This window comes from Arthrobacter sp. Dra40, from assembly GCF_059091905.1.
The window spans coordinates 1-14,106 of the sequence record NZ_JBNHHB010000136.1 but is presented as its reverse complement, the minus strand read 5'-3'; the positions used below and the strand labels follow the sequence as shown (position 1 = coordinate 14,106).

At 66.2% G+C, this 14,106-nt stretch carries 13 protein-coding genes and 1 pseudogene; 10 read left to right on the top strand and 4 right to left on the bottom strand.

Annotated elements, in window-relative coordinates; genetic code table 11:
* Positions 1–96 precede the first annotated feature (96 nt).
* From dxs to AC5RWT_RS27400, 3 genes are read left to right on the top strand one after another with little or no spacing between them, the layout of a single operon-like run.
* The gene (gene dxs / locus AC5RWT_RS27410; RefSeq protein WP_494082952.1) at positions 97–2,073 is read left to right on the top strand and encodes a 1-deoxy-D-xylulose-5-phosphate synthase; all 1,977 of its coding nucleotides are present in this window, start codon (positions 97–99) and stop codon (positions 2,071–2,073) included.
* On the top strand, positions 2,070–2,621 hold the full coding sequence (locus AC5RWT_RS27405) for a DUF402 domain-containing protein (RefSeq protein WP_494082951.1): 552 nt from the start codon (positions 2,070–2,072) through the stop codon (positions 2,619–2,621). The genes dxs and AC5RWT_RS27405 overlap by 4 nt, the downstream gene beginning before the upstream one ends.
* The gene (locus tag AC5RWT_RS27400; RefSeq protein ID WP_494082950.1) at positions 2,618–3,175 is read left to right on the top strand and encodes a hypothetical protein; all 558 of its coding nucleotides are present in this window, start codon (positions 2,618–2,620) and stop codon (positions 3,173–3,175) included. Before AC5RWT_RS27405 ends, AC5RWT_RS27400 begins: the two co-directional genes overlap by 4 nt.
* 25 nt (positions 3,176–3,200) lie before the next feature.
* On the opposite strand, the gene AC5RWT_RS27395 is transcribed toward AC5RWT_RS27400, so the two are convergent.
* Both AC5RWT_RS27395 and argG read right to left on the bottom strand, forming a co-directional pair.
* On the bottom strand, positions 3,201–3,779 hold the full coding sequence (locus AC5RWT_RS27395) for a mismatch-specific DNA-glycosylase (RefSeq protein ID WP_494082949.1): 579 nt from the start codon (positions 3,777–3,779) through the stop codon (positions 3,201–3,203).
* A 125-nt stretch (positions 3,780–3,904) separates the two neighbouring features.
* A complete protein-coding gene (gene argG, locus AC5RWT_RS27390) occupies positions 3,905–5,332 on the bottom strand; it encodes an argininosuccinate synthase (protein ID WP_494082948.1) in 1,428 nt (475 codons plus the stop codon).
* A gap of 159 nt (positions 5,333–5,491) precedes the next feature.
* Here argG and AC5RWT_RS27385 point away from each other — a divergent pair, with 159 nt between their 5' ends.
* Both AC5RWT_RS27385 and AC5RWT_RS27380 read left to right on the top strand, forming a co-directional pair.
* Positions 5,492–6,466, top strand: coding sequence for an aldo/keto reductase (locus AC5RWT_RS27385; RefSeq protein ID WP_494082947.1), 975 nt, complete (start codon positions 5,492–5,494; stop codon positions 6,464–6,466).
* Positions 6,467–6,495: 29 nt separating this feature from the next.
* Complete coding sequence (locus AC5RWT_RS27380; RefSeq protein ID WP_494082946.1) at positions 6,496–6,816, top strand: hypothetical protein; 321 nt, start codon at positions 6,496–6,498, stop codon at positions 6,814–6,816.
* A 217-nt stretch (positions 6,817–7,033) separates the two neighbouring features.
* Here the strand turns inward: AC5RWT_RS27380 and AC5RWT_RS27375 are convergent.
* Positions 7,034–7,125 (bottom strand): annotated as a pseudogene (locus tag AC5RWT_RS27375) (pyridoxal 5'-phosphate synthase lyase subunit PdxS); the annotation flags it as partial.
* Positions 7,126–7,294: 169 nt separating this feature from the next.
* Positions 7,295–8,419, bottom strand: a complete 1,125-nt coding sequence (locus tag AC5RWT_RS27370) for an alcohol dehydrogenase catalytic domain-containing protein (protein WP_494082945.1) — start codon at positions 8,417–8,419, stop codon at positions 7,295–7,297.
* Between the two features lie 241 nt (positions 8,420–8,660).
* On the opposite strand from AC5RWT_RS27370, the gene AC5RWT_RS27365 reads away from it, so the two are divergent.
* From AC5RWT_RS27365 to AC5RWT_RS27345, 5 genes are all read left to right on the top strand, one after another.
* On the top strand, positions 8,661–9,680 hold the full coding sequence (locus AC5RWT_RS27365) for a zinc-dependent alcohol dehydrogenase family protein (RefSeq protein WP_494082944.1): 1,020 nt from the start codon (positions 8,661–8,663) through the stop codon (positions 9,678–9,680).
* Entirely contained in the window at positions 9,677–10,339 is a 663-nt protein-coding gene (locus AC5RWT_RS27360) for a DUF2291 family protein (protein ID WP_494082943.1), read from the top strand. Before AC5RWT_RS27365 ends, AC5RWT_RS27360 begins: the two co-directional genes overlap by 4 nt.
* Positions 10,336–11,886 carry a sugar ABC transporter ATP-binding protein gene (locus AC5RWT_RS27355; RefSeq protein WP_494082942.1) on the top strand — a complete coding sequence of 517 codons (1,551 nt, stop codon included), beginning with the start codon at positions 10,336–10,338 and terminating at the stop codon, positions 11,884–11,886. Before AC5RWT_RS27360 ends, AC5RWT_RS27355 begins: the two co-directional genes overlap by 4 nt.
* A gap of 17 nt (positions 11,887–11,903) precedes the next feature.
* Positions 11,904–13,049, top strand: a complete 1,146-nt coding sequence (locus AC5RWT_RS27350; RefSeq protein ID WP_494082941.1) for an ABC transporter permease — start codon at positions 11,904–11,906, stop codon at positions 13,047–13,049.
* Between the two features lie 50 nt (positions 13,050–13,099).
* Positions 13,100–14,106 (top strand): D-ribose ABC transporter substrate-binding protein (locus AC5RWT_RS27345; protein ID WP_494082940.1); only part of this gene is annotated, 1,007 nt, incomplete at its 3' end.

The window sequence follows — 14,106 nt, the reverse complement described above, 5'->3', positions numbered from 1 at the left end:
GGCCTCCTGTGGGCACCCTCGCACCTGTGGGACGCGGAGCAGAGGATGGATGGCGGTAGGATTAACCGACGCTTTGTGAAGGAAAGGACCTGCTCTGTGGGATTGCTCGAGACCATTCGCGAGCCGCGCGACCTGCGCCGGATCGACATGGTCCAGTTGCGGGACCTGGCCCAGGAAATCCGCCAGTTCCTGATCACGAACGTCGCACAGACCGGCGGACATCTTGGCCCGAACCTTGGAGTCGTCGAGCTGACGCTGGGCATCCACCGCGTGTTCGACTCCCCGCGGGACAGCATTGTCTTTGACACCGGCCACCAGTCTTACGTCCACAAACTGGTCACCGGCCGGCAGGAGTTCGGCACGCTGCGGCAGCAGGGCGGCCTGGCCGGCTACCCGGACCGCAGCGAATCGGTCCACGACATCGTGGAAAGCTCGCACGCGTCGTCGTCCTTGTCCTGGGCAGACGGAATATCCCGCGCCCGGCAGCTGACCGGCGAGGGCGACCGCTACGTCGTTGTGATGGTGGGCGACGGCGCCCTCACCGGGGGCATGGCGTGGGAAGCAGTGAACAACATCGCCGCAGACCGCGACCGGCGCGTGGTGATCGTCGTCAACGACAACGGGCGCTCCTACGCCCCGACCATCGGCGGGCTGGCCGATCAGCTGGCCGCGTTGCGCCGGACCACCATCGACAAGGTCCGCACCCACCGTGCTTACGAGGGCACCCTGGACTGGTGGAAGCAGAAGCTGCAGTCGGGCGGACCGCTGGGCCAGTTTGCCTACCGGAGCCTGCACGCCACCAAGAAGGGCATCAAGGACTGGTGGGCGCCCCAGGGGCTGTTCGAAGACCTCGGCATGAAGTACATCGGCCCCATTGACGGGCACGACTTGGAAGCCGTCGAGGCCGCGCTGACGCAGGCCAGGAACTACCGCGGCCCCGTGATTGTCCACACGATGACGGAGAAGGGCCGCGGTTATGCCCCGGCCCGCGCCCATGAGGCGGACCAGTTCCACGCGGTGGGAGTCATCGATCCGGAGACGGGCGAACCGGTCGAGTCCGGCGGCCGGCAGTCCTGGACCTCGGTTTTTGCGGACGAAATCGCCGACATCGCGGACGAACGCCAGGACATCGTCGGCATCACCGGAGCCATGCTGATCCCGGTGGGCCTGCAGAAATTTGCCGCCAAGCACCCGGACCGGGTGGTCGACGTCGGCATCGCGGAACAGCACGCGCTGGCCAGCGCCGCCGGCATGGCATACGGCGGGCTCCACCCGGTGGTGGCCCTCTACGCCACCTTCCTGAACCGTGCCTTCGACCAGTTGCTGATGGACGTGGCGCTGCATAAAGCGGGCGTCACCGTGGTGCTGGACCGCGCCGGGGTCACCGGGCCGGACGGGCCCAGCCACCACGGCATGTGGGACATGTCGCTGCTGCAGATAGTCCCGGGATTGCATCTGGCTGCCCCGCGCGACGCCACCCGGTTGAAGGAAGAGCTGCGGGAGGCGGTGGCCGTCAAGGACGCCCCCACCGTGGTCCGTTTTTCCAAGGGATCGGTGGGGCCGGAAGTCGAGGCCATCGAGCGCCTCCAGGACGGCGTTGATGTTTTGACCCGCCGGCCGTCGGGCTCGACCGAGAACGATGTGCTGATCGTCAGCGTGGGGGCCATGAGCGAACTCTCGCTGGACGTCTCCGCCCGCCTCGGCGCGCAGGGCATCAGCTCCACCGTCGTGGACCCGCGGTGGGTCCTGCCGGTGGCGCGGTCCATCATCGGTCTCGCGGCCCGGCACCGCATCGTCGTCGTGATCGAAGACGGCGTGCGCGCCGGCGGCGTCGGTTCCCGGATCCGGCAGGAGATGCGTGCCGCCGGCGTGGACACGGCGCTGAACGAGGTCGGCCTGCCGGTGGAGTTCCTCGCCCACGGCACCCGCGCCGAGGTTTTGGAGCGCGTGGGCCTCACCGCCCAGCAGGTGGCGCAGGACACCGTGGCGCAGGTGCTCGGCACCAAGGTCCCGTTTGCGCGCCCGCTGCCGGGCCAGGAGCTGCCCACCGGCCAGACTCCCAAAATCCAGTGACCGGCCGCATTCCCGCTGCCGCCCGGCCGGGCGACATGGTGGTGTTCCGCAACTGGAAGTACGACGGCGGCGCCCACTGGCTGGTGCCCGGCACCTATCTGGGCGCGGACAGTTTCGGTGACTGGATCTTCCAGCCTGCCGGCTCCCTGGTGGCCCGGCCCGGAGTAGCCTTCTTTGCCGCTTCCGACGCCGTGCAGTTCCTGCCGGCCGAGGGCGACTATGTGGCGACGTTCTACGACGACACGTATCCCGATGACTTCCGCATCTACATCGACCTGGCCACCGGCATCCGGGTGGATCCGCTGCGTCCGGCGGGCTGGGAAGTCCAGCTCACGGACATGGACCTTGATGTAGTCCGCACCGCCTCCGGCCGTGTGTACATCGACGACGAGGACGAGTTCGCCGTGCACCGTGTGACGATGGACTATCCGGCCGCACTGGCCGAACGAATGCAGGCCAGCTGCCGGGCGCTGTACGGGCACGTGGTGGCCCAGGCGGCGCCGTTCGACGGCACGGCCCTGACGTGGTTGAACAAAGGACGGACATGAGTTTCCTTCGGGTCTACAAGAAGAACGACGACGGCGGGCTGGTCTTCCGCGAGGCATGGTTCGACGAAGACTACGGCCAGTTCGTGGTCAACCACGGCACGGTTGGCCACCAGAGCTCCACGCAGGAGAGCCGGGACGTGGACGCCGGGGCCGCCGAGTCGCTGATGGATGCCTTTGCCGCCCAGTGCGCAGAAGACGGCTATACGGAGCTCGCCCCGGGGGAGCAGCACTGGGTGATCGCCCAGTATGCGCTGAAGACCGCCGGCGGCAGCGACCGCGACCGTTACCTGGAGGACAAGGCAAAACGGACGATCACCGAATACTTCGCCTGGCGGGGCCTCGGCACCGTGGAGAAGACCGAGTTCGGCCCGCACAAGCTCAACATCTACGTCCTGGCGCCGGACGCGTCCAAGGCGGTGGCCGGTTTGAAAGTCTGCCTCCGCGAAGCCAAACTCGACTACACGAAGCTGAGCATCGGCGTCGCGCCCCACGGGGACCTCGACGCCGTGAAACAAAAGCATCCGTTGCCCGCGAAGGCCGCCTTCAGCCTGTAAAGCACCAAGCTGTGCGCAGGGGGTGCTAGCCGCCCCCGGGCAGGTCCAGGCCGGCGGCGCCGGCGGCCGCACGGTATGCGGCAGCCAGGGTAGCCACGTTGTGGTGGGCGTTAAGGCCGCTGGGATTCGGCACTACCCAGAGTTCAGCCCCGCCGAGCGTCTCCGGCTGCCGGCCCAGCCGTGCCTTCGGCCGTTCGAATCCCACCCGGTAGGCGGTCACTCCGGCCACTGCCACCACCCGGGCCCCCAGGGCTTCGACTCGGAGGGCCAGGAGCCGGGCTCCGGCGCGCAGCTCCTCGGCGTCCAGCTCGTCGGCCCTGGCAGTCGCGCGCGGAACAATGTTGGTGATGCCGACTCCGCGGGCTACGAGATGGGTGCGGTCGCGCTCCGTCATGCCGTCTCCGGCCCGGATCAGGTACTCGGTGATGCCGGCAGCGGCCAGCGCCGGATAGAACCGGTTGCCGGGCCGGGCGAAATGCGAGCCGGTGGCAGCGGACCACAGCCCCGGGTTGATGCCGACAAACAACAGGCGCACTCCCGGCCCCACGAGATCGGGGACGAGCGCGTCCTGGTAGCTGAGCAGTTCAGCGCGGGAGAAGGCCACAGCTCAACTCCTTCCTTGAGCCGGCCGTCCCGTCCGGGGTGCCGGAAAAGCCACAGGCACGGCGCCCCCGGACGGGAAGGGCACCGTGCCTGCATTGCCGCCCCGCTCCGGCGGGGTCAGGTGAATCAGTCGGTGCCGGCGTCGAACGCTGCCCGGTCCAGCGCCTCGTCGGCTGCGCGGTCGGCGGCGTCGAGCATGGCGGTGTCGGCGATTTCGGTGGCGCCGCCTGCTTCCAGTGCCCCCACGAGCTCGGCGGTCGGACCGCCCACCAGGCCCTGGGCAGCGTACTGCTCCAGGCGGGCGCGGGAGTCGGCAATGTCCAGGTTGCGCATGGTGAGCTGGCCAATGCGGTCCAGCGGCCCGAAGGCCGCGTCGCCCACCCGCTCCATGGACAGCTTGTCCGGATGGTAGCTCAACGCGGGCCCGGCGGTGTCAAGGATGGTGTAGTCCTCGCCCCGGCGCAGGCGCAGGGTGACCTCACCGGTGACCGCCGAACCGACCCACTTCTGCAGCGACTCGCGCAGCATGAGCGACTGCGGGTCCAGCCAGCGCCCCTCGTACATCAGGCGGCCCAGGCGGCGGCCTTCGGCGTGGTAGCTGGCCACGGTGTCTTCGTTGTGGATGGCGTTGAGCAGACGCTCGTAGGCGATGTGCAGCAGGGCCATGCCCGGGGCTTCATAGATGCCGCGTGACTTGGCTTCGATGATGCGGTTTTCGATCTGGTCGGACATGCCCAGTCCGTGGCGCCCGCCGATGGCGTTGGCTTCCTGCACCAGGGCGACGGCGTCGGCGAACTCGGCGCCGTTTATGGCCACGGGGCGGCCTGCTTCAAAGCGAATTGTCACGTCTTCGGGGGCAATCTCCACGTCGTCGCGCCAGAAGGCCACGCCCATGATCGGCTCCACGGCCTCCAGGCTGGTGCCCAGGTGCTCCAGTGTCTTGGCCTCGTGGGTGGCACCCCAGATGTTGGCGTCGGTGCTGTAGGCCTTTTCGGCCGAGTCGCGGTACGGGAAGTTGTGTGCCGTCAGCCATTCGGACATTTCCTGGCGGCCGCCCAGTTCCGAGACGAAGCGCGGATCGAGCCACGGCTTGTAGATGCGCAGCCGCGGGTGGGCCAGCAGTCCGTACCGGTAGAAACGCTCGATGTCGTTGCCCTTGTAGGTGGAGCCGTCGCCCCAGATGTCCACGCCGTCTTCGCGCATGGCCCGTACCAGCAGTGTGCCGGTCACGGCGCGGCCCAGCGGGGTGGTGTTGAAGTAGGAGCGTCCGCCGCTGCGGATATGGAAGGCGCCGCAGGCCAGCGCGGCCAGGCCTTCCTCCACGAGTGCCGGCTTGCAGTCCACCAGGCGGGAGATGTCCGCGCCGTACTCGGTGGCGCGGCCGGGCACTGCGTCAATGTCCGGCTCGTCGTACTGGCCGAGGTCAGCCGTGTACGTGCAGGGCACGGCGCCGCCGTCGCGCATCCACGCAACCGCAACGGACGTGTCGAGTCCACCAGAGAAGGCGATGCCGACGCGTTCGCCGACGGGAAGGGAAGTCAGAACTTTGGCCATGGTTTCGATCATATGTGCAGCGGTGCCGAAAGACAGAAGCGGCACCGCCACGACCGCCTACGTGACGTGGGCGAAGCTACTGCGGGCCCTGTGTGCGGGCTGGGAGCCGGGATAGGATGCGAGGCGGGCCGCAAATCTCTAGCGACGAAGGATGTAGCGATGGAATACCGACGCCTTGGAAAATCCGGTCTCACCGTCTCCACGGTGGGGCTCGGCTGCAACAACCTGGGCCGGTCCAACACGCCAACGGAAACGCAGGAAGGCACCGACGCGGTGGTGCATGCCGCACTCGACGCCGGGGTGACCCTTTTCGATGTTGCCGACACCTACGGGAAGACTCCGGGACTGAGCGAGGAGTTTCTGGGCAGGGCACTGGGATCACGGCGCGGTGACGTGGTGGTTGCCACGAAGTTCGGCATGGACATGCGCGGAGTGAACGGTGAAGACTTTGGTGCCCGCGGTTCGCGCCGCTACATCATCAAGGCAGCCGAGGCATCGCTGCGCCGGCTGGGCACCGACTGGATTGACCTTTACCAGTTCCACACGCCTGACCCGTTGACTCCTATCGAAGAGACACTGTCCGCCCTGGACGACCTGGTCCGCGCCGGCAAAGTCCGCTACATCGGCCACTCCAACCGGGCCGGCTGGCAGATTGCCGAAGCGGAATTCACGGCCCGCATGGGCGGCTACACCCCGTTCATCTCCAGCCAAAGCCATTACAACCTGCTGGACCGGCGGGCGGAACTGGAAGTGACGCCTGCGGCCGAAGCCTACGGGCTGGGTGTGCTCCCGTACTTCCCGCTGGCCAATGGGCTGCTCACCGGCAAGTACAAGGACGGCGAAGCACCCGAAGGCAGCCGCCTGACCCACTCGCGCACCAACATGCTCAAGGACGCGGACTGGGAGCAGCTCGGCGCCTTCTCCCGCTTTGCCGCCGATCGCGGACTGAAGGAGATCGAGGTGGCGTTTTCCTGGCTTGCTTCCCGTCCTGCGGTCGCATCGGTCATCGCCGGAGCCACCAAGCCCGGGCAGATTCGGCAAAACGCCGAGTCCATCGTCTGGCAGCCCACAGGCGCCGATTTGGTGGAGCTGGAGGATATCTTCCCGGCAGTGCCGAAAGCGGCGTTGTTCTGAGAGCCCCGACGCCGTTACGCGGCGAACCTATGGAACGCTGGGAAGGCTTTTATGTCGACGGCGCCAAACAGGGCTGTCTGGGCCGGTGGTGGGCGGAGGGTGTCCTCACCGCACGCATTGCGATCGGGAGCGGCGTGGAAGGGTACCGGGCAGAATCAGTCATCCGGTTCGAGCCCGGGACGCGGCAATGGGACTCATCCTGCTACCGGCAGCAGCCGGGGCTGTCCGAGGCCTCGGCACGCCGTGGGGATTTCGGGCTGCCCGTGAACAGTTTGCCCAGCTACGCGGAATTCCTCCTGCTGCAGGACATGCTCGTATCCGGGGATAATGATTTGAAAGAGTATGCGTGAAAATCTGGGATCAAGTTTGATCACCTCTTGATGCGGCGTTGCTGCGAATGACGCTACCCTCGCCGACGCCTGGGCCTCTCAAAACAACGATCCATTTCAGAGCCCCCGGGCCTATCAATCGGGCCTGTTCCCCTGCAGTCCCTTCGGCGTTGACTACATCGATAAGTCCGAGGTCCTGACACCGGACTACATCAACAAAATTGACGACTGGAACTTCAAAGTGACCGATCCTGGCCTTTGCCATGACCGGCACGAATACGGCGGAGACGATTTCCCGATCATGTCGGGATCGGACATGCGGGACACGCCTGCAGTACCGTCGCCGAGACCGCAACGTCTCCCGTCGGCCCAGACGCTTTGGACTGGGCCGGACACCGAAGCGATCAACGGCGTCATCGAAACGACCCGGACCATCGCCCGGGATTCCGGATCCCACGCGGCCCTCGGGGGCCTTGGCTGATCACCGATGCTTTAGGGGCTATGGCTGGCCGGGGAGGATGGAGACTTTCACCGAGTTGCCGGCGGTGTCGGCGACCAGGTCCAGCGCTGCCTGGAAGTCCTTGAGCGGGAACTGGTCGGTGCAGATTTCGTCCATCGGCAGGATGCCGGATTCGAGCATCTTGATGGCCGCCGGCCAGCAGAAAGGGCCCAGGTGGGCGCCGAGCACGTCCAGTTCCTTGTCGTCGCTGATGATCGACCAGTCCACCGTGGCATCGGAGCCGAAGACCGAGTACTCCACGTAGGTGCCCAGCTTGCGCAGCATGTTAAGGCCCTGGCCCACGGCCGAGGGATGCCCGGTCCCTTCGATGTACACGTCGGCGCCGTAGCCCTCGGTCATGGCCTTCACCAGCTGGACCGCATCCTCCCGGCCCACATTAATGGTGATATCGGCGCCACATTTGCGGGCCAGCGCCAGCTTGTCGTCGGACATGTCCAGCGCCACCACGGTGAGCGGGTTCTTGGCCTTCGCGCCGGCCACCATGCCCAGACCGATCGGCCCGCAGCCGGCGATGACGACGACGTCGTTGAACGTGATCTTCGCGCGTTCGACGGCGTGCAGGGAGCACGAGAGCGGTTCGACGAACGCGGCGTGGTGCGCCGGAAGCTCCTTGGAGATCCGGTGCGCGCGCGCGATCTTGGGCACTACGAGGTAGTCGGCCATGCCGCCGTGGAAATTCCGGAAGCCGAACATATCATGCGGTCCGCACATCCAGTACTCGCCGCGGACGCAGTAGCGGCAGACCCCGCAGGGGACGATCTGCTCGCAGGTGACCCGGTCCCCCACGGCGACGCCGTGGTGGGCGGTCGCCTCCTCGTCGGCCTGGATGATGGTGCCGACGAATTCGTGTCCCGGCGTGATTTCGCGCTGCGCCCAGGCCGGGCGGTTCTCGTCGCCCCAGAACTTGGCGGCGCCGTGGTAGCACTTCAGGTCACTGGCGCAGACGCCGACGGCCTCGACTTTCATCAGCATTTCGCCCGGACCGGGCGTGGGCACGGGCACCTTTTCAAGAGTGTAGTTTTCCGGGCCGTGGCAGATCACGGCGTCCATCGTCGTCGGCAATTCTGCCGCGGCAGTGGTCTCGGTGGCTGGGGGGGTGGACATGGGTCCTCCTCGAGATGGGGGTGTGACTCCGGTTACAAATCTAGTCGCGTACGGCTTTCAGGCAACGCCAGATCCGCTCCAAGTCAGTCCGTTGACAGTGGGTTAGGTCACAGTTACATTGTATTTGTAACACGAAAAGTCCACAAAATAACAGATTTCTGTACCGACGGGCGATCACGAGATTCCCTTTGTCGGCGGTTTGCTGTCCGCAAGAATCCTTTGGACTGGAGCGTGAATCCATATGCGCGCAATTGTTTTCGAAGCCCCGGGGGAGCTGGCGCTCCGCGACGTCAAGGACCCGAGCCCTGGTCCCCGCGAGGTGGTCATCGAGGTGGCCGCCGTCGGGATCTGCGGCACCGACACGCACGTCCTCGACGGTGAGTTCGAGGGGACCGTGTTTCCGCTCATTCCCGGCCATGAGGCCTCCGGCGTCGTCGTCGAGGCCGGCAGCGAGGTGACCGGCGTTGCGGCGGGGGACCACGTGGTGGTCAACCCCAGCACCACCTGCGGGGAGTGCGAGTTCTGCCTGAGCGGCAAGGGCAACCTGTGCCGGCGGTGGAACGGGCTCGGGGTGGTGGCCAGCGACGGCGCGGCCGCCCATTGCCTGAAGGCCCCGGTGAGCAACGTCTTCCGGCTACGCCCGGAGACGGACTTGTACCAAGCGGCCTTGATCGAGCCGCTGGCCTGCGCCATCCGCGGCTACGACCTGTTGCCGCGGAAGATGGGCGAGCACTACCTGGTCTACGGCGCCGGGACCATGGGCCTGCTGATGGCCCAGCTGGCCCCGCGGGCCGGCGCCGCGAGCGTCACCATCGTCGACCTCAGCAGCGGCCGCCGGGAAGCGGCCGGCGACGTCGGAATCGGCCAGGTGTATGCCAGCCCGGACGAGGCGGAACGCAACCAGTGGGACGTCGTCATCGACTGCACGGGCGTCATAAAGGCGATCGAGGACGGTCTGCCGCGGGTGAAGGCCGGCGGCACCTTCCAGCACTTCGGGGTCGCGCCGGCGGAGGCGAAGGCCGGCTATTCCCCGTTCCGGGTGTACCGCGACGAACTGAACATTGTCGGCACCATGGCGGTGCTGAACACCTTCGGCCGAGCGGTGGAAATGTTCGAGGCCGGCGCCATCGAGAGCGTGCCGATGATCAGCCACTCCTTTACCCTGGACGACTACTCCACTGCGCTCGAGATGTTCCGCGCGGGATCCGGGCGCAAGCTGCAGATCCGACCCAATGACATTGAATCCAAGGTCCTGAGATGAGCAAACAGCTGAGCACACCCAAGCGCACCGCTTTCAAACCGGCCCGGCTGATCACCGCGGGCATAGTGCTGGTGATCCTGATCCTAATGTTCTTCAGCACCAAAATCCTCACAGGGAAGGAGGCCGCCGAAGCAGTCCCTGGCACCTTCAGCCCGGAGTCCTTCGCGCAGCAAAAGTTCGGTTCCGAGATCGCCCCGGACATCATGAGCCGGGCGACGGACCTGGCGACGGTGGCCAAGGCGATCCAGGCGGATCCGGCCGCGGCGGCCAAGGAGTATGGCGTCGTCTCCGGATCCTCTCCGGCGGTCTACTCCGTCAAGCTGACCGGGACGGCCGCCGCCCCCGATGCGAACGGGCAGATGCCGGTCACGGTGGAAAACATGCCCGCGGACGTCAAGGTCCTGGTGCAGATGGGCCCCGCGATCAACGGCACAGCGGTGCGCGATGCGACCGGGAAGGTGCAATTTTCACAGTTCAAGAACCAAATCGACTACCAGAACGTGGGCGCTGAATTGAACAAGCAGGTCAAGAACACCGTTCTGGCCAAGGTGGACAAAAAGGCCTTGGACGGCAAGAAGGTCTTCGTGGTCGGCGCCTTTACCCTGATCAACCCGGCCGCGTACATCATCACGCCGGTGCAGGTCGAGGTGACGCCATGACCAGCCCGACCCAGGCCAGCCCGGCGCAGGCCAACGTCATCCTCCGGGCCGAGAACGTCACCAAGCGCTACGGCGGGACCCAGGCGCTCAAGGGCGTGGATTTCGAGGTCATCGAGGGCCAGGTCACCTCACTGTTCGGCGAGAACGGGGCCGGCAAATCCACCCTGATGAAGATCCTCTCGGGGATCGAGCAGCCTACCTCGGGCAGTCTGGAACTGCGCGGTGAACCGGTGGCCTTCTCCTCCACGGTCGAGGCCCGGGACCGCGGTCTTTCGATCATCCACCAGGAACTGAGCCTGAGCCCGAACCTCAGTGTGCGGGACAACATCTTCATGGGCCGGGAAATCACCGGCCGGGCCGGAACCGTCGACTACGCCGCCGAACGCAAAATCGCCAAGGAGCTGATGGAGCGGCTCGAGGAACCGATCGATCCGGACACGCTGGTGGCGGACCTGCGCCTGGGCCAGCAGCAGATCGTCGAAATCGCGCGGGCGCTCTCGGTTGATGCGCGCATCCTGATCATGGATGAACCCACCTCCGCGCTCAGCGCCACCGAGGTGGAGGTCCTGTTCAAGGTGATCAGGGACCTCACGGCCGCAGGGGTGTCGATCGTCTACATTTCCCACCATCTGGAGGAAGCGATTGCAATCTCTGACCACGCCGTGGTCCTGCGCGACGGGGCGATCGTGGCGAAAGCGGAAATAGCCGACGTGGACCTGGACTGGATTGTGGGCAACATGGTCGGCCGCGGCTTCGACCTGGGCAGCCCGCCCACCGGCATCAACTTCGGCGAGGCGGCCCTTCAGGTCGAGGCGGCCATGGTGGCGGACCCCACCAACCCTGAACGGCTCTCCGTCAACGGCGTCTCCCTCTCGGTGCGCGCCGGCGAAATCGTCTGCATCTACGGGCTCATGGGAGCCGGCCGTACCGAACTGCTCGAGGCGCTGGCGGGACGGATCCCTCTGGTCGCCGGCACCGTTAGGGTCCGGGGGCGCGACGTCGCGGGGCTGACCATCGGCGAACGCATCGGCCTCGGCCTCGGGCTGGTTCCCGAGGACAGGCAGCGGGACGGGTTGGTGCAGACCATGTCCGTGGGCCGGAACCTGTCGCTGGCCAGCCTCGGGACGTTCCTGAAGGGCATCATCCTGTCCCGGCCCACCGAGAACAAGCTCATCGCGCAGTCCATCCGCGATGTGCGGGTCAAGACCGCCGGCCCCTCGGCCGGCATCGGATCCCTCAGCGGAGGCAACCAGCAAAAGGTGGTCATCGGGAAGATGCTGGCGACCAACCCCAAGGTCATCCTGCTGGATGAACCCAGCCGCGGGATCGACGTCGGCGCCAAGGCCGAGGTCTTCGGGCTGCTCACCGAACTGGCCGAGAAGGGGCTGGCCGTCCTCTACTCGACGTCGGAGGTCGGCGAGTGCCTCAGCATCGCCAACCGGGTCATAGTCCTGAGCAAGGGCCGGATCTCCGCGGAATTCGACGCGGCGCAGACCACCAAAGAGCAGATCATGGCAGCTTCGGGCGAATCCGCCATCGCAGCATAGACGAACGGAAACTGGAAATGAGCCAATCACAGACAGCGGCCGGAACAGGGCGGACCGGGCGGTTCTCCGGCGGTCTTGATCTTCCCAAGATCCTCCTGGAGGGCCGCGCGTTCATCGCCCTGATCGTCATCATCGTCATCTTCTCCTTCCTGTCCCCGAACTATTTCAGCGTCAACAACCTGCTGACCATGTCCGGGCACGTGGCGGTGTTCGCCATCCTGGCCGTGGGCATGCTCCTGGTGATCCTCAACGGCGGTATCGACCTCTCCGTGGGCTCCACCGTCGGCCTGGCCGGAGTGGTCGCCGGCTTCCTGATGCAGGGCGTCAAAATTCCCGGCGTCGACGTCACGCTCTACCCGGCGGTGTGGGTCTGCGCGGTCTGTGCCATAGCCGTGGGAGCCTTCGTCGGATGGGTGAACGGCGTCCTCGTCTCCAGGTTCGGCGTCGCCCCGTTCGTGGCCACGCTGGGCACGCTCTATGTTGTCCGCGGTGCGGCGCTGCTGATCACCAACGGGCTCACCTACCCGAACCTGCGCGGTTCACCCGCCCTGGGAAACACCGGGTTCGACGCGCTCGGCTTCAACCGGATCTTCGGGATTCCCACCGGTGTTCTGATCATGGTGGTCATCGCGCTGCTGGGCAGCTTCCTGCTCAACCGGACCGCTTTCGGCCGCTGGCTCTATGCGTCCGGCGGCAACGAACGCGCGGCCGAACTCTCGGGCATCCCGATTCGAAAGGTCAAGGTCCGCATCTATGTGGCCTCGGGAACTTGCGCGGCCATCGCCGGGGTAATCATCGCCTCGGAACTGACCTCGGCCAACCCCACGGCCGGCGGATCGTTCGAGCTCACCGCGATTGCCGCCGTCGTGATCGGCGGCGCCGCGCTCTCGGGCGGCCGCGGCAACATCCGTGGCACCCTGCTCGGTGCCTTCGTGATCGGTTTCCTTTCCGACGGCCTGGTGATCATCGGCGTCTCAGAGTACTGGCAGATGGTTTTCAAGGGCGCCGTTATCGTCGTCGCCGTCATGCTCAACCGGATCGAGGGCCGGGCCAAGCGGATCAAACCGGCCGACGCCGCGGCACCGCCGGCGCCGGGCCGGGCAAGTCCCGAAACCATCGAATCGGCCGGCACTCCATCTGCTGCCAGCACTGCAAAGCCGTGATAGTGCGACCCGCGAACCGACGACCCGTGATAACGACGAAAGGCAAGAACATGATACGCAAGGCGATAGCAACCCTGGCTGTAGGCGTGACCATTGCGGCACTGACCGGCTGCGGCGGCGGCGGCACCGGAGGCAGTCCTGCCGCCTCCGGGCCGGCGACCAGCAGCGCGGGCGGCAGCAAGCTCATCTCGGTGATTGTCAATGACCCGGCCAACCCCTACTGGGCAGCGGAAGGGGCCACGGTCAAGACCGAGGGCACCAAACTGGGCTACACCGTGAACGTCGCGGCCCACAAGGGCGACACCAAGGCCGAAAGCGACCTAATCGACACCGCCATCACAAACAAGGCCGTCGCCATTGTCCTTGATCCGGCCAACGCGGACGGCTCGGTGGGCGGAGTGCAGAAGGCCACCAGCGCCAACATCCCGGTGTTCCTGGTGAACGCCGAAATCAACCAGCAGGGCCTGGCCAAGGCCCAGCTCGTGTCGGACAACGCCCAGGGTGCGGCCCTGGGGGCGCAGGAATTCGTCAAGGCCATGGGCGGCAAGGGCACCTACGTGGAGCTGCTGGGCGCGCCGTCGGACAACAACGCGGCAACCCGGTCCAACGGCTACGCAACCGTGCTGTCCCAGTATCCGGACCTGAAGCGGGTCGAGGCCCAGGTGGCGAACTGGGACCAGAAGCAGGGCCACGACAAGATGCAGTCGATGCTCCAGGCCCACCCGGACATCCAGGGAGTCCTCTCCGGCAATGACCAGATGGCACTGGGCGCCATTGCCGCCCTGAAGGAGGCAGGCAAACTGGAATCGGTGAAGGTGGGCGGCTTCGACGGCGCCCCTGACGCGGTCGACGCGGTCAAGGACGGCTCGCTGGCCTACACGGTCCTGCAGCCGGTGGTTGACTTCTCCAAGAAGGCCGTCGAGGAAATCGATTCCTTCCTGAAGACAGGCAAGACAGGCGCCGATACCGAAAAGCAGGCGTTCGACTGCACACTGATCACCAAGGACAACGAGGGCAGGAACTCCCCGGAAGAACTCAACGTAGGCGGTGGCGAACC